We start from the raw sequence: 25498 nt of genomic DNA, 5'->3' as shown, positions 1-25498 counted from the left end.
CCGGCATTACCACTATGACCACCCGACTCGCCATTAATGGCTATGGCCGCATCGGCCGCTCCGTTTTACGTGCCCTGTACGAATCCGGCGCCCGCGATACCCTGCAGATTGTCGCTATCAACGAGCTGGCCGACTGCACTACCATCGGCCACCTCACCAAGTACGACTCGGTACACGGGCGCTTTGCCGGTGATGTCTCCGTGGAAAATGACACGCTAACGGTTAATGGCGACCGTATCTCCGTCACGCATTTCGAGCGTTTGGAAGACCTGAATTGGCGTGAAGAGAATGTCGATATCGTGCTTGAATGCACCGGCAGTTTTAAAGAGCGGCGCTGTGCCGAACTTCACCTGGTCGCAGGGGCAAAGAAGGTTTTATTCTCCCAGCCCGCCAGCCGCGATGTGGATGCCACTATTGTTTATGGGGTTAACGATCACACCCTGAACGGCAATGAAACCATTATTTCGGCCGCCTCCTGCACCACCAATTGCAGCGTGCCGGTGATCGCAGCACTCGACAAGGCGTTCGGCATAGAAGCGGGCGTGCTAACCACTATCCACTCCGCCATGAACGACCAGCCGGTAAGTGATGCCTACCATCACACCGATTTAAGAAAAACACGCTCCGCCGTTACCTCCATTATTCCCGTCGACACCGCACTCGCCCGCGGCATCGAACGCATATTGCCGCACTTATTTGGAAAGTTCGAAGCCCAGGCCATGCGCGTACCCACGGTCAATGTCTCCGCTATTGATCTATCTGTGCAATTACAAAAAGATGTAAGCCAGAGTGAAGTCAACGCTTTGCTGAAGTCCACAGCCGCTACAGAGTTTAAAGGCGTACTCGGCTTCACCGAAGAGCCACTCGCCTCCTGCGACTTTAATCACGACCCACGCTCGGGAATTATTGATGCCAGCCAGACACGGGTTGCCGGCGGAAAATTAGTGAAGATATTGATTTGGTTTGATAACGAGTGGGGATTTGCGAATCGGATGTTGGATGTAGCAAACAAGCTGGGAAAATAATAGAGTGAAAATCACTCTATTATTTTTCATTTAGCATCTATTTATATAGCGTCTATTTATAAATTTTGATTTCAGAGCAAACTTACCATACTCTTACGCTGCAAATAGATCATCTCTTCACCTTATTATAAGTACACTTGTATATCTCTCGTACCATTTATAACTTAGCCTGCTTCAGTCGACAGAATGCAAGTTGAAATTCTCAACCTTCATACTGTAAATTCCAGGACCTTCTAGGGTAGATTTTTGAGAGAAGCTGTTGGAGATTGTAAAAATAAAATCTATAGCACTTAAAGATCCGCTCGCAGAGTGTTCTTGTAGCTTAACAATAACCCTATGGGTCTAGTTGAATTATTCCTCACTTGCAATCGACTTCTCTTTTTTAGGGTCAAATCATAGATTTGCTAACATTTTTTATCGGTCATTATCATTGTTATACGGAGTGGTTAAATTTAAGGTTTTGGCAATTGATAATTTAATCATAGGTTTATCCTCCGACCCAAGATTTCGCCGCAATTTTAGCTAACCGCCATTCAATCTCTTCCCGAAAATTTTACAGTTACAGCCTGACAACAACCACTTTTTAGCTTTTGGAGCTGGTATCGTACCTTTCTCATCTGACTGGTAGTAACCTGTCGATATTTTCACTTAGCAGGGAGAGGCCCTGAAACTAGCAGCTGACCTCTCTCTTTCCTAATAACACTTACTATCGAAAATTAAAGCTTATAGAAAATATAGGTTATTGGTAAGGAATAGTGATTGGTCTTTCAGATAATTTTTCCACTAATGTGTGGTAGATTAAAGTTGATTCCAAAATAAGCCCACTATCATTTGAATCACTTGTAATATTTTCTTCTTTAGTTTTAGAAAAGAACTGAAAAATACTTTTAACATGAAGAGTTTGATCGTTGACAATGTTGAATATTTCCCAATTACGTACCCGACGTAGCTGACAATCAGAATTCATAGGAGGACTCCAAGACAATGGATCACAATCTTTATAAGATTGATCCGAGTATTGTCTAATCTCTATATTATTTTTGCCATTAAGTTTCCACAATCCATGACGCATGCTAATCTCATCATCCTCTAGGCTTCCACTTAAATCTGAGTCGTAAGCACTTATTATCATTACAGCCCCATCAGTTTTTAATTCAAACCAATAGTGATCCAGTGGCCACCAGAAACTGTATTTTGGATCAATCAACTGGTAAATACCTGAAATTTCTGTCTCTTCCCAATCTTCGAAATTCTGAACAAAACTAGAGTAAAATCTTGCCGTTTTTTTTCCTTCAAAGTCCTCAAGTACAAATACCCAGTCTTGATCTTTGTATTCATAATTTAAAAAACAATAAATTAACTTAACTCCATTTGGCATTTCCACAACGATTTGATCATCATTATCTAAATACCAAACTCCAGATTTCTCAAACTCAAACAATTCACCACTTTCATTAATTTCTGGGAAGGTAATATCAACATTACCACCACTTTCATAACTTCCATGAAAGCGCATATCTAAGACTTTTACGGTATATTCTGGAGTAATTTCAACTATAGGATTAATAATTTCACTTGGTGTAGTCACTATAGGAAGGCTATACAACTTTCCCAACTCAATTTTATCAGATATAGGAAGCATCCCAGATGATCGAAGTGCTATTGCCATATCTGTTCTATCTACAAATACCGAATCTTTATATTCTCCATTTGGAGAGTGCTCATACTCCTGAGCATCGACAACAATTAAGTCAAGATCTGAGCCTTCGGAAAGCCATTTTATTTTACTGATTTTATAGTGTGTTTCTTCGTAGGATGAATCAAATTCATTGTAAGAAGAACTTATTACTAAATCTGCTCCTTCTATAAGAATAGCGTTATTTGTTTGCATCCAAGTAATATCTACGCTATCCATTAAACCATTAATTTCACCTGTTCCATTCTCCCTTAAAATTAATCTTACTCCCTGTGAAGGTAGATAATATGAATCAGCGATGAAAGATAATTCAGATGGTGAAGATGCCAGAATCCCTTCCTCCCTAACAATTTCCTTTTTAGTTTCCACAAATAGCTCAAAAACAGTATCGGTGACCTTAGCAACATAAAGAGATATTTCGCTATAATTTGTAGCAAATTCATAAATGTCAACGAATTTTTCAGGTAGACTAAGACCATTTTCAACTAAATAAAGTGAATCATTAATTAACATCTTTAAAGATGTAGCAATAGCAAATGCTACAGAGGCATCTATCTTATGATAAGCCAACTCATATTGAGACTGAGATATAATTGGGCCATCATTTGCAGTTTCTATAACTGCTGAGAGAGCAGTTGAGAGAGAGGTAATATTTACATCAAGTAATTCAGTACGTACTAAAACTTGGTCTTTACCAGATTTCTCTAGCAAAGTTCTTACAGATCCAAGTAGACTCACAAGCCTTATACTACTTTCGACAGGAAAAATGGCTTCAGCTCTTAGAAAGCTATCAATCTGAGATTCAGGAATTTCTATATCGATAGAGTAATTCCCTAATGCGTCTACCTCTCCATAAAATTCAGTATCATCTACCTGTAACTTCACCTCAACATCACTATAGCTATTAGTTTCCACATACCCTTCAATCGTTAGGCTGAGCGTTTTCTCGGGAAGCTCATTAGTGTTGCCTTTATCATCACTGCTACAGGCTGATAGAAATAATAAGCAACCAATTATTAGGAAACTGGATAGGAATTTAGGGTACATCATTCTACTCATTCTTACTGGATGGAATTCTGAAGGGCGGGACTATAAAGAAACAACTAATGCTAGGCCAGAAAAACAAGATATAAAATATTTAAATCACCCTAACCAGCTGTCACGAAATGAAAACACCTTTAAATTAAGACCGTAATTTATTGATAGGGCATTTTATGAAATTAGAATAAATACCCATCACGAACCATTCTTGGAAAAAATAATTCTGTGATATTTTCACATTAACCACTCGAAATGCATCTCTTTTCATCCTCCCCACTCCCTTGTTTTCTCTCTGTGTTTGATCGGTGATATTCATCTCCCAACTGAAGCAAGCGTTCTTCTCGATTAGCCTTACTTAAACCCCCTAGTCTCTGTGCTGCGTCATAAAAAGCCTCCCAACTACCACTATCCAAATAAAGTTGCTTAAAAGCCGGTACCTGGGATTCATATTCAGCGGCCAGGGCCAGGGTGGCGTTATTCGTTTTTTCTATATAGCTTTGATAGCGGGCGGGATTGGGCCAGTTTGCGGATAGCTTTCTATAGCATTGGCGTAATCGGGATAAAACCTGAGCTTTTTGTTCACGCTTTAAATTGTCTGGCTCAGAAGAGTGATAGATAGGCCTTAATTGTCTGCGGGCGGCTGCCATCAATTGACGGACAGACATGGTCTCTGCGCGGGCCTGAGCCGCGGAGCTGACCAGGCCCTGGCTGCTGAGCCAGCCGGGTAGGGCGATTTCTGAAACAGCGGTGGCGAAGCTTTCGTTAAACTGGGTATCACCGGAGATATATACCCTTCTATGGGCCAGCTCATGGAATAAAAGACCGGCTAGGCGCTCCTGAGGCCAGTTTACGAAACTGGATAATATTGGGTCGTTGAACCAACCAAGAGTGCTGTACGCGGGCACCGGGCCTAAATATACATCGTAACCCTCTGCATACAGCTGGTTCGCTTTTGCCTCTGCGGAAGATTTGCGAAAGTAACCGCGGTAACTGGCGCAGCCGGCGATAGGGTAGCACCAGCGCTTAGGCTCAAGGGAAAATTCAGACGCTGCCAGGACATTCCAAATCGGGTAGGTGTCGTCTAGCTGTACATAGGCACTGTAGGCATTGCCCACCGGTAATTGCAAAACCTCAGCCGCATAGGCGCGAATCTGCAGTACCAATTGCAACTGCTGCTGTAATTGCTCACTGGTGCCCGTCGCATTAATGACTTTTTCAATCGGCTGACGCCCGGACAAAATACGCCATTGACCGGCAGCTGCCTGGGCGTAGTAGCCTACAGTTTCACAGCCCGTCAAATAAAGAGATACGAGCAGCAACCATACGCGCCAATTAAACCCTTTGCTAAGTAACCTTGCGATAGGCAATCTGATATACACTTCCTTTCCTATTTTGATTTTATAGCGATCAACCTGGGGATTTTCCTTTCCCTTCAATAGCCTCTAAGGGTTATAGCATGATGCCTGTGAGCGCGATTCTGACAGTGTTTACCCTGGTATTTGCTGCCATTGTCTGGCTACGTCTATTAAGTGTCTGCTTTGATGACAGCACCTTTGCTGGTTTTATTGCCTTATTTATCCCCCCCTTAGCACTCATGCTACTTATGCCCCGCTGGCGACAAGAAAAGGATCTTTATCAGCTATTGGGTTTGGCGCTAGTCTGCCTGCTCTTAAGCCTTACGCTTCATTTGTAAACGGCGTGTTTTTCCCTGCACAGCTGGTTCGCATGAATTCTACTACCAACATTACGAAAAAATACCGTTTAGTCACACGATAGAAATTTCCCGCTCCGAAAACCCGGAAACGCCTTAAATTATTTTCAATCAAACGATACAAGGTCAGCTTCCACTCTCTTTTCCAATAACTCAAGCCCAGTTGATTTAGGTCAAGAATCTGGCTCTGCAACCCCATACACTGCATAGCTGAAGCATTGGCGTACTGGAGAGAGAGATGGATGCCTTAGTAGATCTATTTACCAGCTTTTCCGGCTTGCTTAGCCTGGCCGTAATCGGATTTATATTCCTGATGGCATACTATTTTTATCGCCTGGTTAGCAGCAATGTGGAAAAAGAAATAGCGGAGCAGGAAAAGAAAGAGCGTACGAAAACTACGCCTATCAATAAACCTGCCACCGCATCTCACTAATACCTGGGGTCTCAGGGTAAAGTAATTGCCGCAAAGTATTTTTGCGGCTGAGGCGATTGATGGAGGAACAGGAGTTCTTCTCACTAATCGCCACTTTCCTCAGCTGACCGTTTGGTTTTTGTTGCGATGGGGGCTTGCCAGTAGTGGCGCAAAAACCAATATCGTTCAGCTTTTATTGCATGGAACGCAGACTGTCCTTCCACAGCCAATTCTGTTTTGAGAGCATGGGGTTGGATTTGGGCAGGGCAGGCAAAACAACAGGGCGACTGCCCCGGCTGCAAAAGCGCCGGGGCATTTTAATGCATTAATAATTTTTCTTGGAAATTTTCTTTAAGACCATTTTTGCCAGGCTTTTATAAACAATCTGATTAGGACTTTTCAGCTTCCTCTTTTACCTGGCGCAATGTAATCCAACGGCCAAATAAAATACCCACCTCAAACAGCAACCACATGGGTACAGCCAGTAGGGACTGAGAAATCACATCCGGTGGAGTAAGCAGCATACCGATCAGGAAGCAACCCACAATCACATAGGGGCGTTTGCTCGCTAGCGTTTTGGCATCCACCGCGCCACTCCAGATTAACAACACCGTGGCTATTGGAATCTCGAAGGCAAAACCAAAGGCAAAAAATAATTTCAACACCAGATCCAGATAACTGCGCATATCCGGCATGACTTTGATATCTGCGTGGGCCGAGCCGACGAAAAAATCAAACAAAATGGGGAATACCACATAATAAGCAAAGGCAATACCCGCGTAGAAAAGCACTACGCTGGTAACCAGGATCGGTATCGCGATACGTTTTTCATTTTTATATAAACCGGGAGCAATAAAAGCCCAGGCTTGATAGAGCACAAAAGGTATTGCGATAAAAAACGATACGATAAAAGTAGTTTTAAATGGTGTGAGGAAGGTCGAAGTTACTTCTGTCGCAATCATCCCCGCATCGCCGACCAAACGCTCCTGCAGTGGATTGGCAATAAAGTTATAGATATCCGAAGCAAAGGGCACCAGGCAGGCAAAGAGAACCACCACAACCAGTAAAGTACGCAGCAGCCGATCCCGCAGTTCGATCAGGTGATCGATAAATGGTTGATGGCTGTCTTGTGATTGATCGCTCATGGTTACTTGTCTTTTTCCTGTTGCGATTCTTTTTCTATCTCTTTGGGTATATTTTCCGGGTGATCTGGATTCAACTCCGGGTCGCCGAAATCGTGCCAATGCTCTGGATATTCCGGGTCTTGCAGTTCCTCAACTGTCTCATCCTGTTCAGGTAAATAATCCTCTTTTTCCGCGCGCGGGTGCTCGGGCTCCTGTAGGGATTTTGCTGGAGCTTTTTCCTCCGATTTAGCCGACCCGTCGGGCTGAGATTTATCCTCTTCTAACTGTTGCTGCAGGGATTCATTCACCTCGTGGTTAGCCTCATTGAAGGTGCGTTCCATCTCCCGACGGCTCTCTTCGATCTCCCGCAGGATGCGCTCATTATGCAGCTCCCGGCGGATATCGTCCGCACCCACCTCCCGCTCTAGCTCCTCGCGCGCACCTTGCAAGGTGCGCTTCAAGCCAGACCACCAGCGCGCCGTAGTACGAATGGCCTCGGGCAGGCGCTCCGGGCCCACCACAAGCAGTGCCACTACCGCGACCAACAGCAGTTCAAAAAAACCAATATCAAACACGGGCATTACTCGCGTTACAGTGCCGAATTATTTGTCCTGGGACTGCTTGTCTTTTTCCTTGGAGGCGCTGCCCTGCTTCGGCTTCTCTTCCTCATCGTGCTGCAGGCGCTCGGGATCTTTGTCTTTGTCCTCATCCTTATCATCATCCTTCACCGCTTTGCGGAAGCCTTTAAGTGCACCACCCAAATCACCACCGAGGTTTTTCAGGCGCTTGGTTCCGAACAGCAGCAGGACAATGACCAAAATAATCAACAGCTGCCAGATGCTAATTCCACCGAATCCCATAATTGTCTCCATGTCATTGAATACGGCAGCCACTTTGCATTGCCATTGGCCGCCATGGGTAAAACCACAACTTACCAGAGGACTGTTACGTCAGTATCTCCGGCTGAATTCTTATCCCTCTTTATTGCGGGATGCCTTTTCTTCCAAGCCGGAGAGGCCAAAACGCCGCCCCAGTTCGTGTATTACATCCTGGGAGTCCGCTCCCAGGTGAGAGAGCATCACCATTGAGTGAAACCAGAGATCCGCCGTCTCGGCGATCATATCCCGATTGTCACCAGTGGTCTGTGCATCCTTGGCAGCGAGAATCGTTTCGGTAGCTTCCTCACCCACCTTTTCCAGTATCTTGTTGAGTCCTTTTCTGTGAAGGCTGGCCACATAGGATTTATCGGCATCATCCCCGCGCTTGCGGCTCTCTAATACGGCGTCGAGTTGCTGCAGCAGATCGCTCATATTGGGGCTCACTTATAGATGGCTTTGGGATCTTGCAGTACCGGTTGGCTAACCTGCCATTCGCCGTCCTGCAACAGTTTGTAAAAGCAGCTGCTGCGGCCCGTATGGCAGGCAATTCCACCTTCTTGCTCCACCAACAGCAGTACTGTATCGCCATCGCAGTCGAGGCGTATCTCGCGCACTTTCTGCAGGAAGCCCGATGTTTCCCCTTTGCGCCATAGGTTCTTGCGGGAACGCGACCAGTAAACCGCGTAGCCTTCACTGGCGGTTAGCGCCAGGGATTCGCGATTCATCCAAGCCATCATCAATACGCGCCCACTTTTAAAGTCCTGGGCAATCGCGGGTACCAGGTCATCGCAGTTCCAGCTGACCTGATCCAGGAAGCCGCTTGTGGGTACAGCTTGATTCAATGTCTCTTCCATCAGAATTCCAAGTGTAGGCCGGCACGCCGCCGGCTAAATATCGCCGTCAGTATCATTAGGGCCAGAGCAACAGTACCAGGGCGGCGATGCCCAGCACCCAACCGGAGGGTGGCAGCTGCTCCAACCACTGTGGTCGGCTTAGGGCCAGGGCGCCGGCACCGAGCAGCACTCCTGCGAGCCGGCGCAAATACTGCCAACGCCCACGGCGCTGGCCACTTGCCAGTTTCTCGCCGATGTTTTCCAATTGTGGCGCCAGCTCCCGCGACTGCTCCAGGGCGGAATACACCAGTTGCGGCATCTGCGGAAACTTCTCCAGCCACTCGGGGCCATAGCGCTTGATCTCGCCCACCAGGGTTTTCGGGTGAATGCGTTCGCGCATCCAGCGCTCCAAAAATGGATGGGCAGTCTTCCACAGATCCAATTCTGGATAAAGCTGACGCCCCAGGCCCTCGATATTCAACAGGGTCTTCTGCAGTAACACCAGCTGTGGCTGCACCGCCATGTCGAAGCGACGGGCAGTCTGGAACAGGCTGATCAATACCCGAGCAAAGGAAATCTCCCCCAGCGGCTTCTCAAAGATGGGTTCGCACACGGCGCGAATCGCCGCCTCAAAAGCGTTAACCGGGGTATCCGCTCGAACCCAGCCACTCTGCACGTGTAACTCCGCCACCATACGGTAGTCGCGGCGGAACATGGCGAGCAGGTTACGCGCCAGATAGTATTGATCCTCTCGCGATAAACTGCCGACGATGGCGGTATCAATGGCAATATACTGCGGGCGCTGCGGGTGCTCGCGAGAAACGAAGATATTGCCCGGGTGCATATCCGCGTGGAAAAAGTTGTATTCAAAAACCTGCTTGAAGAAAATTTCCACGCCACGCTCGGCCAACAGCGGCATATTGGTATTCTGATCACGCAACTGCGCCAGATCGGTGACGGGAATGCCGTCGATGCGCTCCAGCACCAGCACGTTTCCCCGGGTGTAATCCCAGTACACTTGGGGGATATACAACAGCGGTGAATTGTTAAAGTTGCGCCGTAACTGGGTACCGTTGGCGGCCTCGCGGGTCAGGTCCAGTTCGCCCTCAATGGTATGGCGATAGTCTTCAACCACTTCCACCGGGCGCAGGCGCCGGCCCTCTGGCACGAAGCGCTCAATCGCTCGGGCAATCACCCTCAGCAGGCGCAAATCTTCCTGAATCACGTCATCGATGCCCGGGCGCAGCACCTTGACCACAACCGACTCGCCGCTCTTGAGCACGGCGGCGTGCACTTGTGCCACCGATGCTGCGGCCAGAGGCTCACGCTCAAAGCTGGCAAAGACTTCATCGACACTCGCGCCGAGGGCCTCTTCGATGAGAGCGCGACACTGATCGCTGGGGAATGGCGGTACCTTGTCCTGCAGGTAATCGAGCTGTTCGACCACATCCGGGGGCAACAAATCTGGGCGGGTAGAGAGCAGCTGACCAAATTTTACGAAGATCGGCCCCAGCTCTTCCAATGCACGGCGCAGTCGCTCGCCGCGTTCCATTTTTGGTTGCGGCAGCAGTTTGAGGGGAGCCAATAATCCGCGCAGCCACAAAGAGCGGCGTTCGGCCGGCAATAATAGATCCAGTCGATAGCGCAGGAATACCCGCGCGATGGTGACACTGCGTGATACTGGCAAGACTACTCGGCCTCCCCGCGGGAAAACTGCTCCTGCAGCAGGCGCACCCGCGCCTCCAGGCGCTCGGTGGCCAGGGACAACTCTGCAAGATCGTCGGCGAAGGCTTCAAATTGCGCCTGCGGTGGCGTCAACTGCCACTCCTCGCTGATCGTTTCCGCCGCTGCAATCGGCGCACGACTAAGGCTGGCGCTCAGCCAGCTGCCGGCACTGCGCAACACATTGCCAATGGAGTGGGCGGGAATATCGCCAATCAGTTGGGCCAGTGGCGCCTCCCAGTCGATATCCAGGTCGCTCATGATCCACTGCAATTCCGCCAGCAGGGCACTGGAGCCGTTGATTGAAACACCCAGTGCCGCAGGCGTGGCATCGGGGTCTTTTAGCAGCCGCACCAGAGAAATAGCCGAACCGCTGATGGAGGTGGTCACCTCCCCCTCCCAGTGCTGGCGCACGCGCACCTGATCGCCCTCGATACATATACAGCATTGCAACTTTGGAGCCGTCAGGTCGAGCGCCATGGTTTTGCCATCCAACTCCTGCAGGCGCGCTCGGGTCGCTGGGTCGTATTGCAGGGCGGCATTAATAGCGGTTTCCAGCGCAGCGTCAAAACCCGCGCGATAAGTAGGATCGCTCATGGTGGTTATTGGCCTCGTGCCATCACTTGGGAGTCACTCACGTTGGGCATCTCTCAGGGCTTAATGCCACGATGCAATGCCACAATGCCACCGGTCATGTTGTGATATTCACAATCGACAAAACCGGCCTCCACCATCATCTGTTTGAGGGTTTCCTGGTCGGGGTGCATACGGATGCTCTCCGCCAGATAACGGTAACTGTCCGCATCGTTAGCCACCAGCTTGCCCATAAATGGCAGCAGGCGGAACGAGTATTGATCGTAGACTTTTTCCAGTAGCTTCGATTCCGGCTTGGAGAACTCCAGTACCAGTAAACGCCCACCGGGTTTCAGTACCCGCAACATGGAGCGCAGCGCCAGGTCTTTGTCGGTGACATTGCGCAGGCCAAAGGCGATGGTGATACAGTCAAAGGTATTGTCTGGGAAGGGCAGGTACTGGGCGTCCGCCTGAACCGGCACCACATTACCGGCGATGCCGCGATCGAGCAGGCGGTCGCGGCCGACCCGCAACATCGATTCATTGATATCCGCCAATACCACCTGGCCACTGGCTCCGACGATACGCGAGAAGCGCGCGGTGAGATCGCCGGTGCCCCCGGCAATATCCAGGATTTTCTGTCCCGGCCGCGCACCGGACAGTTCGATGGTGAAACGCTTCCAGAGGCGGTGGATACCCCCGGACATTAAGTCGTTCATTACGTCGTAACGCGCCGCCACTGAGTGGAACACTTCCGCCACACGACCGGCCTTTTCCTCCACCGGGACCTCTTGGTAGCCGAAGTGGGTGGTCTTGCGATCCTTCATGCTGTGCTGCCTGCTGAGCCAAATTCAGTGCGCCATTGTACATCTACCAAGCCGACGGAACAGCGCCCATGATTCGTCCAGCGGCAACTCACTAAAATTAATTCACACAAGAGTAACAACGGGACCCAGGACTCTTTCATGGAATACCGGCTCTATAGCGACACGCCTGTTGCGGTGAGTCTGCGTCGTGCAGCACACGCAGAAATACACGCTGCCAGCAACAATGCCGAGCTTTTGCCGGAGGAACACGCCGTGCACGAGCTGCGCAAACACTGTAAGAAACTACGCGCACTACTGCGCCTGATTTATCCGAAAAATAATCCACTGTTCCAACGTGAGAATGATCGCTATCGAAAATTGGCGCGGTGCCTGTCACCGGGCCGCGATCTGGTCTCCATACGTACCGCGCTACTCTCCCTGGCCCCCCCCAACCACTTTGAAAAAATCCATCGGTTACTGCGACAAATACAGCAGTCCCAGCGAAATGAAGAGAGTCTTATTCGGGTCGAAGAACTGCTGGGTAAGGCGCGGGAGAGCATTGACGAATGGCCCCTACAATATATCCGCTGGAGTGATATCGATGCCGGATATTTACGTGGTTACCAGCGCGCGCACAAAGCCTGGCTGGAGGCATGCGAAGGAGACAACGCCCATAAACTCCATCAATTGCGCAAACGAGTGAAAGATCACTGGTACCACAGCCGCCTACTCACAGAGAGGCACCCCCAGTCTGTAGCGCTGCGTTGTGAGCCACTGAAACAACTGGCGCAATTGCTGGGGGATTGGCGCGATTTATACCTGCTCTGTCGTTTTGCCATCTCGGTAGGAGAACCATTGGGAGAAGAATTGATCAAGCTGATGGAAATGAGCGACTGGCACAAGATGCGATTGCGCAGGGAAATAGAAAAAGGCTGCGCTGAGTTCTTCGCCCATAAAACACTTGTGATCTAAGTGGAGAAGGCAGTTAGGAGATTAGAGGATCGAAAATATGTGCCGGAAAAACGAAAAAGACGCGGGAAGACTTCCCGCGCCTGAAGGTCGCCAATTTATTTGGCGCTTTACTCCAGCAGGCCGCCGGCGCGTGCCATCACATGAAACAGGTAGTTCTGCTCATTGGTGCCACTCACCAGGTGTGCACCGGGACCGCGGGCCCAGACACCCACATCCTCACCGCCGTGAGTCTCACCGCCTGCCAAAGGAACCAACACTTCCTGATGGAAGCCGGGAGCAGTGGTATTAATATCGGTAAGATCCTGGCGGCCCTGTACCACTTCACCGTCGTAATGCTCATCAGCATCGGTGTGATCGCCGTAATTGGCAAAACCGCGACCATTGGCATAGCTCAACGTGGTGTAGGGCAAGCCCTCCTTATCCAACTTGGGCGAGTCATTGGCAACACCGGAATTATCATTGGTCACAACTTTGCCCAAAATCGGGTTTCCGCGGGTAGTGCCGCCGGCAATGGTTAACACATGGCTGTGGTCGGCAGTAACTACGATCAAGGTATCTTCGGCACTGGTGTTATCCAGGGCTACCTGCACTGCCTTGGCAAACTCTTCCGCATCGCTGAGGGCATTGTAGGCATTGTTGGCGTGGTGACCGTGGTCGATACGGCCAGATTCCACCATTAGGAAGTAGCCCTTATCATTTTGCTGCAGCATCTTCAGGCCCTTGGCGGTCATCTCGCTCAGAGAGGGCTCGCCGCCAACATCATTACCACGGTCCGCCTCATAACGCATGTGAGATGAGTTAAACAACGCCAGTAGCTTGTCGGTGTTGGCCACATCCAACTGGTTGAAAGCTGCTTTATCTTCCATATAGACGGAGGTGGTAACGCCATCGTTATAGCGCTCCTTCCACTCCTCTACCAGATTGCGTCCATCCGAGCGTTTACCGCCTTTTCCTTCTCCATCGGTGAAGTCCGCTGGCAGGAAGTTGCGGCGGCCACCGCCCATCACTACATCTATGCCGTCGCCGGCTTGCAGTTCAACCAGCTGAGTGGCGATATCGCGACAGCCATCCGGGGCGCTGTATTCCCAATCGCGCTCCGGCACCTTGGCGTAGGTAGCCGCCGGGGTGGCGTGGGTAATGCGTGCGGTGCTGATAATACCGGTGCTCTTGCCCAGTCCCTCAGCCAGTTCCAGGGAGGTAGTCAGCGGGCGCTGTAAGCTGGCGGCGCAATCGCCACGGGCCACATCTTCGGCCACGCTCAAAACACCGGCCTTGGTTTTCACACCGGTCATCAGCGCAGTCATAGTACCGGCGGAATCCGGGGTCTGCTGATTGGTGTTATAGGTTTTTACCAGACCGGCAAAGGGCATTTTTTCAAAGCTCAGCTGGTATTCCTCGCCGTCGAGGCCCAGCTTTTGGCCGGCAAAGATGCGCGCGGCGGTGACAGTGGAGATACCCATGCCATCACCTACAAACAAGATAATGTTTTTCGCAGCTCCCGGCGTATTGTTGATTTTCTCCGCACTCGCCGCAGCTACCGCTTTCTGGCCATCTGCGAACCAGCTGCTTGTGCTCTGGGTTTTGGAGAGTCCCAGGTAATCCTGCTGTTGCGTTTCAGTCGCATCCGGCACTTCGGCAACATTGTCGGAGCTGGATTTGTCGTCGCTACAGGCGCTGGCCAGCACTGCAACGGAAAAGGCCAGCAGGGTCTTTTTAAACTGTTTCATGGTCAATACCCCCAATTATTCTTCTGATAGCGACAGATCGGTCGCGGCAGTCATTATGTGGAAAACCGCGTTCTGTTCCAGGTGTCCTTGTACTTTTTCGGATCCGGCGCCAATCGCGTGCAAGCTGATATCCTCACCACCGTGGCTCTCGCCACCCAGGGCTACCAGGGATTCCTGGTGGTAGCCGGGCGCTTTGGTATCCACATTTGTTAAGTCGTGACGGCCAGCGGCAATGTCCAGATTGTCACGCACATCCGCATCGGTTTCGGTACCCAGGTCCGCAAAACCACGGCCGTTGGTGTAGGTCAGGGTGGTATAGGGCATATTGTCATCAGCCAGAGAAACGGTCTCATTCGCTGCGCCACTACCATCATTGCCAACCACCTTGCCCAGGATTGGGTTGCCTCTGGTTGGGTAACCCGCCATGTTCATTACGTGACTGTGGTCTGCGGTCACCAGAATCAGGGTTTCCTCCAGATTCACTTTTTGCATCGCCGCTTTCACGGCGTCGGACAACTCTATAGCTTCATTCAGCGCGTTGTAAGCATTGCCGGCGTGGTGAGCATGATCGACCCGGCCGGCTTCCACCATCAGGAAGAAGCCATCTTCATCTTTCTTCAGCATGTCGATGGCGGTGGTGGTCATTTCGACGATGCTGGGTTCGTCGCTGTTCTTGGCGATACGGTCCGCTTCGTAGCTCATATGGTCGCCGGTAAAGAGTCCCAGCAGTTTGTCCGTTTTAGCGGTATCCACCGCCGACAGCTCAAAGCCATTTTCCACGTAGGCCGCAGTCTGTTTGCCATCGTAACGCAGCAGCCATTCTCCAGTTAGGTTGCGCTCATCCTCGCGCAGGCCGCCCTCGGCCACCGCAGTGAAATAGTCACGACCGCCGCCGAGCATGACTTCCATACCATCGCCAATATTCATTTCCACCATCTGTGTGGCGATATCGGTACAGCCCTCATCAGCCGAAAACTCCCACTTCCGGCTGGCGCTGTGGGCGTAGGTTGCTGCCGGAGTGGCGTGGGTGAGGCGCGCAGTAGAGACGATACCGGTAGCCTTGCCACGGCTCTCCATCATCTCGAGGAAACTGTTCAAGCCCAGCTCCTTACTCGCAGCACAGTCAGCCATCAGACCCTTGCCATCCACATTAATCATACCGGCGCGGGTTTTCACTCCGGTCATCATCGCGGTCATGGTGCCGGCGGAGTCCGGAGTCTGTTGGTTCGTGTTATAAGTCTTGATCAGGGCGCTGTAAGGAAACTCCTCAAAAGAAAGGCTGTTCTCTTCACCGGTTTTACCACGGCGCTGTCCTTCGAAGATGCGTGCAGCGGTCAGAGTGGAAATGCCCATACCGTCGCCCACAAACAGGATGACGTTTTTTGCCGTTTTGGCTTCACGGGAAAGAGAAGTACGCTCTTCCAGGCGATCGGATGCATCGGTGAACCAGTCGCTATTGGTTTGGTAATCGGGCAGGCTCGCGGCAGAAACTGCAGAAGCGAGGGGTATCAAACAAAAGGCGCTGAGTGCGCGGGCAAGTTTTTTTGCCACGGTGGGCCTCCGGAACTCGTGAATTTGGCGAGCATTAGAGTCCGGAAATATGACAAAAGAATTACGCGCCGATTAACATCTTGTTTTCTTGATCACAAAATTTTGTACGCATGTAGCAACAATAAAAAGCAGCCACATAATTGTTACAGTATCGAGAAAAACAGCGGAAATTTATTGTTTTTTCTCACTTTTTTCATGGTTTTGGGCGGATAGAAAGTGCGTCCTCAATGACGCACTTGGCAGCTAACCGATAAATTTCACCACACTTTCATCGGGGTCGCGCCCTTTACCCGCTGCGCGCAAGCGCTCCAGGTAGGCCTCCCAATTGATGGTGTATTTTTCGGCCAGTTCACGCAGATATTCCCAGGTGTAAATGCCGGTGTCGTGACCGTCATCAAAATCGATTTTCAGACCATAGCGACCCGCGGCTTCGACTCTGTCGATACCCACATTGATTTTTCCGTCCACCAGCAGTGCGGGGCTATTGCCGTGGCCGCGCACCTCGGCGCTGGGGGAGTAGACACGCAGATACTCTGCCGGCAGGCTGAATTCACCATCGGCAAACAGCAACTGCAGGATTTTCTCTGCGCGATTTAATCGTATTTTTTGCGGTTTCATTTACAGGATAAAACGCGAAAGGTCCTCGTTTTGGCTCAGTTCACCCAGGTGAGTGTCCACATAAGCCGCATCGACAGTGAGTGACTTGTCACCGTCGCCAGCATCGAAGGAAACTTCTTCCAGCAGGCGCTCAAGCACCGTGTGCAAACGGCGTGCGCCGATGTTCTCAGTGCGCTCGTTCACCTCGTAAGCCACTTCGGCGATGCGACGGATACCGTCCTCGGTAAATTGCAATTCCAGGCCCTCTGTCGCCAGCAAGGCTTTCTGCTGTTCAGTCAAAGATGCCGAGGGTTCGGTGAGGATACGCTCAAAGTCGGCGGAAGTCAGCGAACTCAGTTCCACGCGGATCGGCATACGCCCCTGCAGCTCTGGAATCAGATCCGAGGGCTTGGACAGGTGAAAGGCACCGGAAGCGATAAACAGAATATGGTCCGTCTTGATCATGCCGTATTTGGTGTTGACGGTGCTGCCCTCGATCAGCGGCAACAGGTCGCGCTGTACCCCTTCGCGGGATACATCGGCACCGCCGCTCTCCTGGCGCTTGGCCACCTTGTCGATCTCGTCGATAAAGACAATGCCATTTTGTTCGGCAGCGCGAATCGCGCGGGTTTTGATATCTTCGTCGTTAACCAGCTTGGCGGCTTCCTCATCGGTAAGCTGTTTCATCGCCTGCTTGACCGGCAGCTTGCGCTTGCGCGTCTTGCCCTGGGACATATTCGAGAACATGCCCTGTAGCTGGTTGGTCATTTCCTCCATACCTGGAGGGGCCATAATCTCTACGCCCATGGGCGCGGCGGCTAGATCGATTTCCACTTCCTTATCGTCCAGATCACCCTCGCGCAGCTTCTTGCGGAACAGCTGTCGGGTGCTGGAATCCTTGTCGTTCGGCTCGGTTGAGCGCGCCGGAGGTAATAGGGCGTCGAGAATGCGTTCCTCGGCCGCATCCATGGCGCGCTGCTGCACACCACCCATGGCCAATTCGCGCTCCTGCTTCACTGCCATCTCGACAAGATCGCGCACGATAGACTCTACATCGCGGCCAACATAGCCCACTTCGGTGAATTTGGTCGCCTCCACCTTGATAAAGGGGGCATTCGCCAGCTTTGCCAGGCGACGCGCAATTTCGGTTTTACCCACACCGGTGGGGCCAATCATCAGGATATTTTTCGGGGTAATTTCGGCGCGAAGATCCTCGCTCACCTGCATACGACGCCAGCGGTTGCGAAGCGCAATCGCTACGGCGCGTTTGGCGTCCTGTTGGCCAACGATGTGGCGATCGAGTTCATGGACGATTTCACGGGGGGTCATCTGGGACATACAAATTCCTGCAAAACGGTTGTGCGGGCCAGGTTGTGGCCCGCCGGACTCAGGCGCTACTTCTGAGAGCACCCGGTCAGTAGGTCAATTCTTCGATGGTGTTGTTGTGGTTGGTGTAGACGCAGATATCGCCGGCAATTTTCAAGCCCTGTTCGACGATGGAGCGCGCGTCCATATCGGTATTGTCGAGCAGCGCCCGCGCTGCAGATTGGGCGAAGGGCCCACCGGAGCCGATAGCAATCAGATCATCCTCCGGCTGAATCACATCGCCATTACCGGTCACAATCAGGCTGGCACTGGCATCCGCCACTGCTAACAGAGCTTCCAGACGGCGCAGGGCACGGTCTGTGCGCCAATCTTTGGCCAGTTCTACCGCGGCGCGGGTCAACTGACCACCATGGGCTTCCAGTTTCGCTTCAAAACGCTCAAACAGAGTGAAGGCGTCGGCGGTGCCACCGGCAAAACCGGCGATAACCTTATCTCTGTACAGACGGCGCACCTTGCGTGCATTGCCTTTCATAATGGTGTTGCCCAGGGACACCTGGCCGTCGCCGCCAATCACAACTTTGCCGTTGCGGCGACAGGATAAAATGGTGGTACCGCGATACTGTTCCAATGGAGACCTCTCGGATTACGCGTGTGCTCTAGCTGCGCGAGACATGTTGCCTTGCGCGCCGGGAAATTTAGTCAGATTAGATAAGTGAGGACGGGACGCGCCGTTTTCAATAAGAGAAGGGCCAATTGCTATAATGAAAACCCGTCATCCATTGCGGATCCGCCTCTTGGCTCTCCTTCCCTCCCGCTACTTCAAACTACTTTTCACTCTCGTTATGACCTGCTTGATGTCTGGGGTGATTTCCGGGGCTATTACCTACTCCCATCAGGGTTTCAGTAGCGGATTTCTGCCAATATGGGGCCGCGCCTGGTTACTGGCCTGGATCATTTCACTGGGATTGCCGCCGCTGATCAGACCAGCAATCAAAAAGCTACTGGGCAAGCTGGCGGCGCCGGACGGGGGATCCGACGTCTGATTTAATTAGCGGGGCGCTTCAATACCAGCGGCATTAAGCGATGCTCTGCCAAGACCTGGCGGGCTTTGGCCATACGCGAGCGGTTGTCGAAGGGGCCGACCAGGACGCGGTGCCAAGTGCCGCGACTATCGCTGGCAGATTCCACTTTGACATCCAGATTGGCCAGGGTGAGCTGGGCGCGCAGACGCTCGGCTTCCGCCGCTTCGCGGAAGGAGGCGGCCTGCAGGATATATACCTGCGCCTTAGCCTTCTCGGCAGTACTCTGTTTACTGGAAGAAGACTCTCCGCGAATGGCCGGCCTGGCCACCTTGGGTGGCGGTACCGAGACTTCGTTTTCCTTGAGCATGGTGTAGAAATCAAAACGCGGTTCGGACGGCGCCTGCGCCACCGGCTTGGCTGATGGAGTCCTGTCGCCAACAGCGCCTTTGCCATTGCCGGCCATACCGAACTGCAGCAGCAAGAACACCGTAAAACCACCCACGGCATTACCCAGTACAAACCACACCCATGCGGGCTTGCCTGAGGAGCTTTTGCTGCGACGTTTGGTGTTGCGACGGCTCATTGCGGAATTCTTCCCTGGATAGTCTGTTCAGCGGGCGAATTGTACTGCCAATTTCCCCGCACGCATTGTTCTCCCGCAAAATTCACGACAATTCCTGCGCATCCATATCCACCGCCCAGCGCAAACGGCGATTCTTATTGCCCTCTGCCCAGGCGCATACCCGGGCCAACAGGGGTTGTAACTGCGCGCGATTTTGCGCGGTCACCTGTACATAAAAACGGTAGCGCCCAGATTTACGCTCCAGCAGTGCCGGTACCGGCCCCAGGTATTGCAATTGAGGCGAAGGTGGCACAAGGGATTGCATAAACAAACGGGCATTGTGCAGAAACTCCTCGGCCCAGGTGGGTTCTTCACACTCGGCTCGCACCAATGCCATGGCATGGGTGGGGGGCAGCTGCGCCACCGCACGATCGCGCAGCAACTGGCGCGCAAAAGTCCCATAGCCTTTTTCCAGCAACATCTGCAGCAGCGGGTGCTCCGGGAAGCGGCTCTGTACCAATACGCGGCCACTCAAACTGCCACGCCCGGCGCGACCAGCCACCTGCTCCAGTAATTGGCCTGTGCGCTCAGGGGCACGAAAATCGGCACTGAACAGACCGCCATCGGCATCCTGGATCACAACCAGGGTCACCCTTGGCAGATGGTGCCCCTTGGCCAGCATCTGGGTGCCCAGCAGCAGGCAGGGCTCGCCATCGCGGGCCGGCGCCAGTAAGCGGTCCAGCGCCTGCTTGCTGGTGGTGGTATCGCGGTCGACGCGGATTACCGGGTAATCGGCAAAGCGCCGCACCAACAGTTCTTCACTCCGCTCCGTGCCGCCTCCCAAGGCGGAGATGGAACGGCTGTGGCACTGCGGGCAACTATCCACCATAGGACGGCGATAGTCGCAATGGTGACAGCGCAATTGGCGTTGGCGCCTATGCATAGTGAGCTTGCTGGAACAGTGCAGACAGTCTGCGATCCAACCGCAATCATCGCAGTTGAGCGCCGGCGCAAACCCACGCCGGTTAATAAACACCAGCACTTGTTCCCCACGGGCCAGGGTCTCGCCGATATGCCGCAGAACCAGTGGCGAAAAGCCTTCTTCTAAGGGCTCGCGCAGGGTCGGCACCACATGGATCTGCGGTGGACGCGCCTCGCCTGCGCGCTGGCGCATACGCAAGTGTTGATAGCGGCCATTAAGGGCGTTGTACAAGGTTTCCAAGGAGGGAGTAGCGGAACCCAGTAACACCGGCACATTGCTGTTGCGCGCCAGTACCACCGCCAGGTCGCGAGCGGAGTAACGCACCCCATCCTGCTGTTTAAACGAAGCGTCGTGCTCTTCATCCACCAACACCACGCCGAGCCTCGGCAGTGGCGTCATAATCGCCGAACGGGTACCTATGACAATATCTGCCTGGCCCCCGGCTGCAGCGAGCCACGACTGGGCGCGCTCGCCCTCGGCCAGTCCCGAGTGCAGGGCGGCGATACTGTGTTCGGGAAAGCGCGCGGCGATGCGTCGCAGAGTCTGCGGAGTAAGACCGATTTCCGGCACCAACAGCAAGGCCTGGCGCCCCTCGGCCAGTACTCGCTCCATTAAACGCAGGTAGACCTCGGTCTTGCCACTGCCTGTAGTGCCTTCCAACAGGGTGGCAGAAAAGCGATTGCAATCCACCGCTTCGAGCACCTGCTGCTGTTCACTGTTTAGCTGCGGTGGCGGAGTGGCCTCCGCTGCCGGCATGGGCGGCGGCACCGTAGGGCCCGAGACCCACTCCACCAGATGGCGCTCCTGCAAAGCGCGAATCACCGCTGGAGTATGGCCTTGGGCTTTCAGATGAGTTCGACTCTGCGGGCCGGCGCGCAGCAACTGTTGCAACAGAGCCTGCTGCTTGGGCGCTCGCGCCAGTGCAGATTCCGGTAACCCCTTGCCCTCGGTAGTCAGTTGCAACCACTGCTCGGCCCAGTGATCGGCGGGCTTGCCCTTGCGCAGTGCGGCGGGTAGGGCGGCTGCGTAAACCTCTCCAACCGGGGCCTGATAATAATCGGCGATCCAGTTGAGGAATTTGCGCGCACCACTATCAAACAAGGCGGCATTATCGAGCAATTCCTGCGCCGGCTTTAGCTGTGCCTGCGGCGACTCCCGCACGATATCCACCAACACGGCTACTAATTTTCGTCCAGCAAAAGGTACCCACAAACGCTGACCGGGTTTCAATTCGGCGGGATCAAAGCCCTCCGGGGGCAGGTAGTCGAAGAGACGCCGCAGTGGCACGGGCACCGCCAACCTTAGGATGATCCCCTGCTGTACTGTCTGTGGTACCGTCTGTTGCACCCCGCCCCCAATGCGCTCTTGAAAAGGCGCTAGTGTACTGGCTGCCACAGTAAGGTACAGAGACAGCAAAATTTACTTGCATACTCTGAAATTCAGAGTACTCTACAAATCAACTCTAACATTTAGAGTGCTCTAATTTAGCAAGGAAGACAGCCATGACCGATGTGGAAAAACTCAAAGACAGCCTGGATTTTGTCAGCGATGCCGTGCGCGGCAACGAAGCCGAGGGCGGTATTCCGTCACTCTATTTCTTGTGGGGGCTTTTGATTTTTATAGGATTTGCCTCGGCGGACCTGGCCCCGCAAATCACCGTGTATTACTTCCTGGTGGCGAGCACCGCCGGTGGCCTGTTCAGTTGGTGGCTGGGTGAGCGCACGGCACGTCGCGAGGGTATTAATAACAGCAGCTTTGGTCGCAAATTTGGCTGGCACTGGCTGGTGACCGGAATAGGCTTCCTGTTGGTTTTGGCCACCATGATCGTCAAGCCCGGAGCTGCAGGCCCGGAGTTATTCCTACTTTTGGGAGGGGTGTCTTATAGCCTCGCCGGCATTCACCTGGTCCGCCCGCTCATCTATAGCGGCATGCTGATGTTGGCCAGTTACTTGCTGATGGTTTTACTGACACCACCCTATGCGTGGGCACTGACTGGCCTGGTGATCGGCTTTGGACTCCTGTGGACCGGCTTGGTACAGCGGGCCAAGCAAACTAGTGGAGCGGCATGATGAAAGCCCTTACGGAGCTGGACCCGGTACTCGAACACCGGGTGCGCCTCGCGATCAGTGTGATGCTGGCAAAGTATGAGGAAATCAGTTTCTCCCGCTTCAAGGAACAGCTGCAGGTGACCGATGGCAACCTCGGCGCCCAGCTGCGTCGTCTGGAAGAGCAGGGCTATATCGCCCTGCGCAAAGACTTTGTAGAGCGCAAACCCATCACCTGGTATCGCCTCACTGCGACCGGGCGAGAGGCACTAAATAAGCACCTGCAAGCCCTGCGGCAGCTCATCGCCCCTGTAGACTAATGCGACCATTGGGGCACGGCATTTGGGCTTGAACCCCGGCGCTAATCTGATAGTATGCGCCGACTTTTTAATCAGCCTGGAACCAATCCGGTTCCTGCTCCAACGACGATGCCGTGCCCGGCAACAGATCGGGTGGCGGTTTCGGAAAGAGGCCATCATGAAAGCAGATATCCATCCTAACTACACCGACATCACTGCCACTTGTTCCTGCGGCAATGTTGTTAAGACCCGCTCCACTCTGGGCAAAGACCTGCAGATCGATGTCTGCTCCCAGTGCCACCCCTTCTACACCGGCAAGCAGAAGCAGGCAACTACCGGTGGACGCGTGGACCGCTTCAAGAAGCGTTTCGGCAGCCGCATCGGCAAGTAATCCGAATAGCGAGGCACTGCGGTGCCTCGGAAGGGGCGCCCTGGAATTTTCCTCGGCGCCTTTTTTGTGCCCGAAACTTGCCTATCTGCACAACTCTGGGGCGCCGGGGAAAAATCGATTTGTATCGCTTAATATATTCGTTATTAGCAGTAAAATTATCCTTAAAAATAGATTCTTGACGGCTGATCATCCTGAAATTGGCCAGTTGTTAAGGGCAAAATAGTAATAAATACCCATTCCATTGCCCCTGCGAGCTTGTGAGCACAAGCGCCCCTCGGTTATTCTCTAAGGCCCGCAGTAACCGGGATGACGCCGCAGGTGTTACCCCCCGTTTTCGAGAGAACAGCCCCCAAATGACGGATTCATTGCGCCAGGCAGCGCTCGATTACCACGCGCTCCCCAGCCCCGGCAAACTTTCAGTCGAGCTGACCACCCCTGCCGAGACCCAGGAAGACCTGTCGCTGGCCTACAGTCCCGGCGTAGCGGAACCGGTGCGCGAAATTGCCAAGGACCCCGAGACCGCTTACCTCTATACCGGCAAGGGCAACCTGGTGGCGGTCATATCCAACGGCAGCGCCATCCTCGGCCTCGGTAACCTGGGCCCGCTGGCCTCTAAGCCGGTGATGGAGGGCAAGTCGCTTCTGTTCAAGCGCTTCGCTGATATCAACTCGGTGGATATCGAGGTGGACGTCAACAGCCCGGAGCAGTTTATTCAGACTGTCGCCGCCATCGCCAATACCTTCGGCGGCATCAATCTCGAAGATATCAAGGCGCCTGAATGCTTTCATATAGAAGAGGCATTGATCGAGCGCTGCCCGGTACCGGTATTCCACGACGACCAGCACGGCACCGCGATTGTGACGGTCGCCGGTATGCTCAATGCCCTGGAGATCCAGGGTAAGAAAATCAGTGACGTGCGCATGGTGTGCCTGGGAGCGGGTGCTGCCGCCACCGCCTGCTGTAAATTACTTCTGGCCGCCGGCGCGCGCAAAGACCAGATCACCATGGTCGACAGCCGCGGGGTAATTCACTCAGGCCGCACCGATATCAATGCTTATAAGGGCGAGTGGGCGCGGGATACCGATATGCGCACCCTCGATGACGCCATCACCGGCGCCGATGTTTTCCTCGGCGTATCCGGCCCAGACCTGCTTTCCGCTGAGCAGCTGCAGCGCATGGCACCAAACCCGGTGGTGTTCGCCTGTTCGAATCCAAACCCGGAGATTAAACCGGAGTTGGCCCACAGTGTGCGCGACGACCTGATCATGGCTACCGGGCGATCGGATTACCCCAACCAGGTCAACAATGTACTGTGCTTCCCCTTTATTTTTCGCGGCGCACTGGATGTGCGGGCGGCGCGCATCAACGAAGAGATGAAACTGGCTGCGATTGAGGCCATCCGCAAGATCGCCCATCTGCCGGTGCCGGACTCGGTGCGCGAGGGCTACGGCGGAGTGGAGCTGAGTTTTGGTCCAAGTTATATCCTGCCCAAACCCATAGACCCGCGCCTGCTGCCGGAAGTCGCCTCGGCAGTGGCACGTGCCGCAGTGGACAGCGGCTGTGCGCGCCTGCCTTACCCCGAAAACTACCCGCTGCAAACACTCTGAGGCCCGTTAACAAGCCCCGAACAGCCCGCCTTATCCCCTCGGGGCGGGCGTTTGCCGCTTTCGCCCCCACAGACTTCTTGAGCCACAAAGCACCCGTCGCTAAACTGCCTTTCTGTCACAGCATCAAAGTTGCCCAACACAATGAGTCACGTGTATGTGCTGACCAACCAGCACCAACAGTTCCTGAGCAAAAGCGGCGAATGGCTCGATGGCCGCGAGCCCAACAAACTGTTTCGCAGCGAACATAAAGATATCGCTATCAACCAGATGTTCGAGGCCAATACGCGTGATGTCAGCCTGCGCATCGAACTGCTGCAGTGTGCGCTGAATATCAAGGCCCAGCCATCGATACCGGAGGAAGCCCTGGGTGAGCAATCCGCGACGCCCGGAGATCCGGAAATCGAACCAGGCGCACCAGAGGAAATGCCGCCTGAAGAGCCCCCAGAACTGGAACCGCAACCACAACCGGAAGTAGCTCCGGAACAGGCACCTGAGGTCGCGCCATCGCAAGCCCCGGATGAAACGCCCGCACAACCCGGCGAGCACAAATCGGAATCGGAGTCTGCCGCCTGAGCGGAGATTCTTTTAGCACCGGC

28 protein-coding genes are annotated in these 25498 nt (G+C 53.1%); 11 read left to right on the top strand and 17 right to left on the bottom strand.

The genetic code is table 11. The annotated features are described in order from the left end of the window. The first annotated feature begins 14 nt into the window (after positions 1–14). Positions 15–1025, top strand: a complete 1011-nt coding sequence (gene gap / locus LC073_RS05090) for a type I glyceraldehyde-3-phosphate dehydrogenase (protein ID WP_226644293.1) — start codon at positions 15–17, stop codon at positions 1023–1025. 739 nt (positions 1026–1764) lie between these two features. Here gap and LC073_RS05085 read toward each other — a convergent pair. Both LC073_RS05085 and LC073_RS05080 read right to left on the bottom strand, forming a co-directional pair. Beyond that, the gene (locus tag LC073_RS05085) at positions 1765–3771 is read right to left on the bottom strand and encodes a hypothetical protein (protein ID WP_226644289.1); all 2007 of its coding nucleotides are present in this window, start codon (positions 3769–3771) and stop codon (positions 1765–1767) included. Positions 3772–4001: 230 nt separating this feature from the next. Then, on the bottom strand, positions 4002–5141 hold the full coding sequence (locus LC073_RS05080; RefSeq protein ID WP_226644287.1) for an aminopeptidase: 1140 nt from the start codon (positions 5139–5141) through the stop codon (positions 4002–4004). Positions 5142–5218: 77 nt separating this feature from the next. Here LC073_RS05080 and LC073_RS05075 point away from each other — a divergent pair, with 77 nt between their 5' ends. The 3 genes from LC073_RS05075 (at position 5219) to LC073_RS05065 (ending at position 6126) form a co-directional block, all read left to right on the top strand. After that, complete coding sequence (locus LC073_RS05075; RefSeq protein WP_226644284.1) at positions 5219–5455, top strand: hypothetical protein; 237 nt, start codon at positions 5219–5221, stop codon at positions 5453–5455. 256 nt (positions 5456–5711) lie between these two features. Continuing rightward, positions 5712–5906 (top strand): DUF3149 domain-containing protein, encoded by a 195-nt coding sequence (locus LC073_RS05070; RefSeq protein ID WP_226644282.1) that lies wholly within the window; start codon positions 5712–5714, stop codon positions 5904–5906. 25 nt (positions 5907–5931) lie between these two features. Further along, positions 5932–6126, top strand: coding sequence for a hypothetical protein (locus tag LC073_RS05065; protein ID WP_226644280.1), 195 nt, complete (start codon positions 5932–5934; stop codon positions 6124–6126). Between the two features lie 148 nt (positions 6127–6274). Here the strand turns inward: LC073_RS05065 and tatC are convergent, their stop codons facing one another. The 8 genes from tatC to ubiE form a co-directional block, all read right to left on the bottom strand. Then, positions 6275–7030, bottom strand: a complete 756-nt coding sequence (gene tatC / locus LC073_RS05060) for a twin-arginine translocase subunit TatC (RefSeq protein WP_226644278.1) — start codon at positions 7028–7030, stop codon at positions 6275–6277. A gap of 2 nt (positions 7031–7032) precedes the next feature. Beyond that, entirely contained in the window at positions 7033–7584 is a 552-nt protein-coding gene (gene tatB / locus LC073_RS05055; RefSeq protein ID WP_226644276.1) for a Sec-independent protein translocase protein TatB, read from the bottom strand. Positions 7585–7611: 27 nt separating this feature from the next. Continuing rightward, positions 7612–7869: a twin-arginine translocase TatA/TatE family subunit gene (gene tatA, locus LC073_RS05050; RefSeq protein ID WP_152456476.1), complete on the bottom strand. Its 258-nt coding sequence runs from the start codon at positions 7867–7869 to the stop codon at positions 7612–7614. A 111-nt stretch (positions 7870–7980) separates the two neighbouring features. After that, positions 7981–8319 (bottom strand): phosphoribosyl-ATP diphosphatase, encoded by a 339-nt coding sequence (locus LC073_RS05045; RefSeq protein ID WP_226644266.1) that lies wholly within the window; start codon positions 8317–8319, stop codon positions 7981–7983. 8 nt (positions 8320–8327) lie between these two features. Then, entirely contained in the window at positions 8328–8741 is a 414-nt protein-coding gene (hisI, locus tag LC073_RS05040) for a phosphoribosyl-AMP cyclohydrolase (protein ID WP_226644263.1), read from the bottom strand. A 55-nt stretch (positions 8742–8796) separates the two neighbouring features. Continuing rightward, the gene (ubiB, locus tag LC073_RS05035; protein WP_226644260.1) at positions 8797–10407 is read right to left on the bottom strand and encodes a ubiquinone biosynthesis regulatory protein kinase UbiB; all 1611 of its coding nucleotides are present in this window, start codon (positions 10405–10407) and stop codon (positions 8797–8799) included. A gap of 2 nt (positions 10408–10409) precedes the next feature. Then, the gene (locus LC073_RS05030; RefSeq protein WP_226644257.1) at positions 10410–11039 is read right to left on the bottom strand and encodes an SCP2 domain-containing protein; all 630 of its coding nucleotides are present in this window, start codon (positions 11037–11039) and stop codon (positions 10410–10412) included. 53 nt (positions 11040–11092) lie between these two features. Continuing rightward, a complete protein-coding gene (gene ubiE, locus LC073_RS05025) occupies positions 11093–11842 on the bottom strand; it encodes a bifunctional demethylmenaquinone methyltransferase/2-methoxy-6-polyprenyl-1,4-benzoquinol methylase UbiE (RefSeq protein ID WP_226644254.1) in 750 nt (249 codons plus the stop codon). 138 nt (positions 11843–11980) lie between these two features. Between ubiE and LC073_RS05020 the strand changes: the two genes are divergently transcribed. Continuing rightward, on the top strand, positions 11981–12793 hold the full coding sequence (locus LC073_RS05020; RefSeq protein WP_226644251.1) for a CHAD domain-containing protein: 813 nt from the start codon (positions 11981–11983) through the stop codon (positions 12791–12793). A gap of 107 nt (positions 12794–12900) precedes the next feature. Here LC073_RS05020 and LC073_RS05015 read toward each other — a convergent pair whose 3' ends face one another. The 5 genes from LC073_RS05015 to hslV all read right to left on the bottom strand — a co-directional run bounded on the left by LC073_RS05015 (position 12901) and on the right by hslV (position 18622). Beyond that, positions 12901–14520 (bottom strand): alkaline phosphatase, encoded by a 1620-nt coding sequence (locus tag LC073_RS05015; RefSeq protein WP_226644249.1) that lies wholly within the window; start codon positions 14518–14520, stop codon positions 12901–12903. 15 nt (positions 14521–14535) lie between these two features. Continuing rightward, positions 14536–16071 carry an alkaline phosphatase gene (locus tag LC073_RS05010; protein WP_226644248.1) on the bottom strand — a complete coding sequence of 512 codons (1536 nt, stop codon included), beginning with the start codon at positions 16069–16071 and terminating at the stop codon, positions 14536–14538. A gap of 243 nt (positions 16072–16314) precedes the next feature. After that, positions 16315–16689: a gamma-butyrobetaine hydroxylase-like domain-containing protein gene (locus LC073_RS05005; protein ID WP_226644244.1), complete on the bottom strand. Its 375-nt coding sequence runs from the start codon at positions 16687–16689 to the stop codon at positions 16315–16317. Continuing rightward, a complete protein-coding gene (hslU, locus tag LC073_RS05000; protein ID WP_226644242.1) occupies positions 16690–18006 on the bottom strand; it encodes an ATP-dependent protease ATPase subunit HslU in 1317 nt (438 codons plus the stop codon). A 76-nt stretch (positions 18007–18082) separates the two neighbouring features. Beyond that, entirely contained in the window at positions 18083–18622 is a 540-nt protein-coding gene (gene hslV, locus LC073_RS04995) for an ATP-dependent protease subunit HslV (RefSeq protein ID WP_226644239.1), read from the bottom strand. 166 nt (positions 18623–18788) lie between these two features. Here hslV and LC073_RS04990 point away from each other — a divergent pair, with 166 nt between their 5' ends. Continuing rightward, positions 18789–19037 carry a DUF2798 domain-containing protein gene (locus LC073_RS04990; RefSeq protein ID WP_226644236.1) on the top strand — a complete coding sequence of 83 codons (249 nt, stop codon included), beginning with the start codon at positions 18789–18791 and terminating at the stop codon, positions 19035–19037. 1 nt (position 19038) lies between these two features. On the opposite strand, the gene LC073_RS04985 is transcribed toward LC073_RS04990, so the two are convergent. Next, the gene (locus LC073_RS04985) at positions 19039–19599 is read right to left on the bottom strand and encodes an SPOR domain-containing protein (protein ID WP_226644233.1); all 561 of its coding nucleotides are present in this window, start codon (positions 19597–19599) and stop codon (positions 19039–19041) included. 82 nt (positions 19600–19681) lie between these two features. Continuing rightward, positions 19682–21907, bottom strand: coding sequence for a primosomal protein N' (locus LC073_RS04980; protein ID WP_226644230.1), 2226 nt, complete (start codon positions 21905–21907; stop codon positions 19682–19684). 155 nt (positions 21908–22062) lie between these two features. Between LC073_RS04980 and LC073_RS04975 the strand changes: the two genes are divergently transcribed. The 5 genes from LC073_RS04975 to LC073_RS04955 all read left to right on the top strand — a co-directional run bounded on the left by LC073_RS04975 (position 22063) and on the right by LC073_RS04955 (position 25475). After that, entirely contained in the window at positions 22063–22629 is a 567-nt protein-coding gene (locus tag LC073_RS04975; RefSeq protein WP_226644227.1) for a hypothetical protein, read from the top strand. Further along, positions 22626–22925 carry a winged helix-turn-helix domain-containing protein gene (locus tag LC073_RS04970; RefSeq protein WP_226644225.1) on the top strand — a complete coding sequence of 100 codons (300 nt, stop codon included), beginning with the start codon at positions 22626–22628 and terminating at the stop codon, positions 22923–22925. The genes LC073_RS04975 and LC073_RS04970 overlap by 4 nt, the downstream gene beginning before the upstream one ends. Before the next feature lie 157 nt (positions 22926–23082). Then, positions 23083–23295, top strand: a complete 213-nt coding sequence (gene rpmE, locus LC073_RS04965; protein WP_083922744.1) for a 50S ribosomal protein L31 — start codon at positions 23083–23085, stop codon at positions 23293–23295. A 353-nt stretch (positions 23296–23648) separates the two neighbouring features. Continuing rightward, the gene (locus LC073_RS04960) at positions 23649–24902 is read left to right on the top strand and encodes a malic enzyme-like NAD(P)-binding protein (RefSeq protein WP_226644222.1); all 1254 of its coding nucleotides are present in this window, start codon (positions 23649–23651) and stop codon (positions 24900–24902) included. Between the two features lie 141 nt (positions 24903–25043). Next, the gene (locus LC073_RS04955) at positions 25044–25475 is read left to right on the top strand and encodes a hypothetical protein (protein WP_226644219.1); all 432 of its coding nucleotides are present in this window, start codon (positions 25044–25046) and stop codon (positions 25473–25475) included. The last annotated feature ends 23 nt before the right edge of the window (positions 25476–25498 follow it).

The sequence above is a fragment of the Microbulbifer variabilis genome, from assembly GCF_020524905.1.
Classification (GTDB): Bacteria; Pseudomonadota; Gammaproteobacteria; order Pseudomonadales; family Cellvibrionaceae; genus Microbulbifer; species Microbulbifer variabilis_A.
The sequence above is the reverse complement of the archived record's forward strand: the minus strand, read 5'-3'. Positions and strand labels throughout refer to the sequence as shown.

Coding starts and splice junctions, on each gene's coding strand:
- gap (WP_226644293.1), top strand. CDS start 15: ATGACCACCCGACTCGCCATTAATGGCTATGGCCGCATCGGCCGCTCC.
- LC073_RS05085 (WP_226644289.1), bottom strand. CDS start 3,771: ATGATGTACCCTAAATTCCTATCCAGTTTCCTAATAATTGGTTGCTTA.
- LC073_RS05075 (WP_226644284.1), top strand. CDS start 5,219: ATGATGCCTGTGAGCGCGATTCTGACAGTGTTTACCCTGGTATTTGCT.
- LC073_RS05070 (WP_226644282.1), top strand. CDS start 5,712: ATGGATGCCTTAGTAGATCTATTTACCAGCTTTTCCGGCTTGCTTAGC.
- tatC (WP_226644278.1), bottom strand. CDS start 7,030: ATGAGCGATCAATCACAAGACAGCCATCAACCATTTATCGATCACCTG.
- tatA (WP_152456476.1), bottom strand. CDS start 7,869: ATGGGATTCGGTGGAATTAGCATCTGGCAGCTGTTGATTATTTTGGTC.
- LC073_RS05045 (WP_226644266.1), bottom strand. CDS start 8,319: ATGAGCGATCTGCTGCAGCAACTCGACGCCGTATTAGAGAGCCGCAAG.
- hisI (WP_226644263.1), bottom strand. CDS start 8,741: ATGGAAGAGACATTGAATCAAGCTGTACCCACAAGCGGCTTCCTGGAT.
- LC073_RS05030 (WP_226644257.1), bottom strand. CDS start 11,039: ATGAGCGATCCTACTTATCGCGCGGGTTTTGACGCTGCGCTGGAAACC.
- ubiE (WP_226644254.1), bottom strand. CDS start 11,842: ATGAAGGATCGCAAGACCACCCACTTCGGCTACCAAGAGGTCCCGGTG.
- LC073_RS05020 (WP_226644251.1), top strand. CDS start 11,981: ATGGAATACCGGCTCTATAGCGACACGCCTGTTGCGGTGAGTCTGCGT.
- LC073_RS05015 (WP_226644249.1), bottom strand. CDS start 14,520: ATGAAACAGTTTAAAAAGACCCTGCTGGCCTTTTCCGTTGCAGTGCTG.
- LC073_RS05005 (WP_226644244.1), bottom strand. CDS start 16,689: ATGAAACCGCAAAAAATACGATTAAATCGCGCAGAGAAAATCCTGCAG.
- hslU (WP_226644242.1), bottom strand. CDS start 18,006: ATGTCCCAGATGACCCCCCGTGAAATCGTCCATGAACTCGATCGCCAC.
- LC073_RS04985 (WP_226644233.1), bottom strand. CDS start 19,599: ATGAGCCGTCGCAACACCAAACGTCGCAGCAAAAGCTCCTCAGGCAAG.
- LC073_RS04975 (WP_226644227.1), top strand. CDS start 22,063: ATGACCGATGTGGAAAAACTCAAAGACAGCCTGGATTTTGTCAGCGAT.
- LC073_RS04970 (WP_226644225.1), top strand. CDS start 22,626: ATGATGAAAGCCCTTACGGAGCTGGACCCGGTACTCGAACACCGGGTG.
- rpmE (WP_083922744.1), top strand. CDS start 23,083: ATGAAAGCAGATATCCATCCTAACTACACCGACATCACTGCCACTTGT.
- LC073_RS04960 (WP_226644222.1), top strand. CDS start 23,649: ATGACGGATTCATTGCGCCAGGCAGCGCTCGATTACCACGCGCTCCCC.
- LC073_RS04955 (WP_226644219.1), top strand. CDS start 25,044: ATGAGTCACGTGTATGTGCTGACCAACCAGCACCAACAGTTCCTGAGC.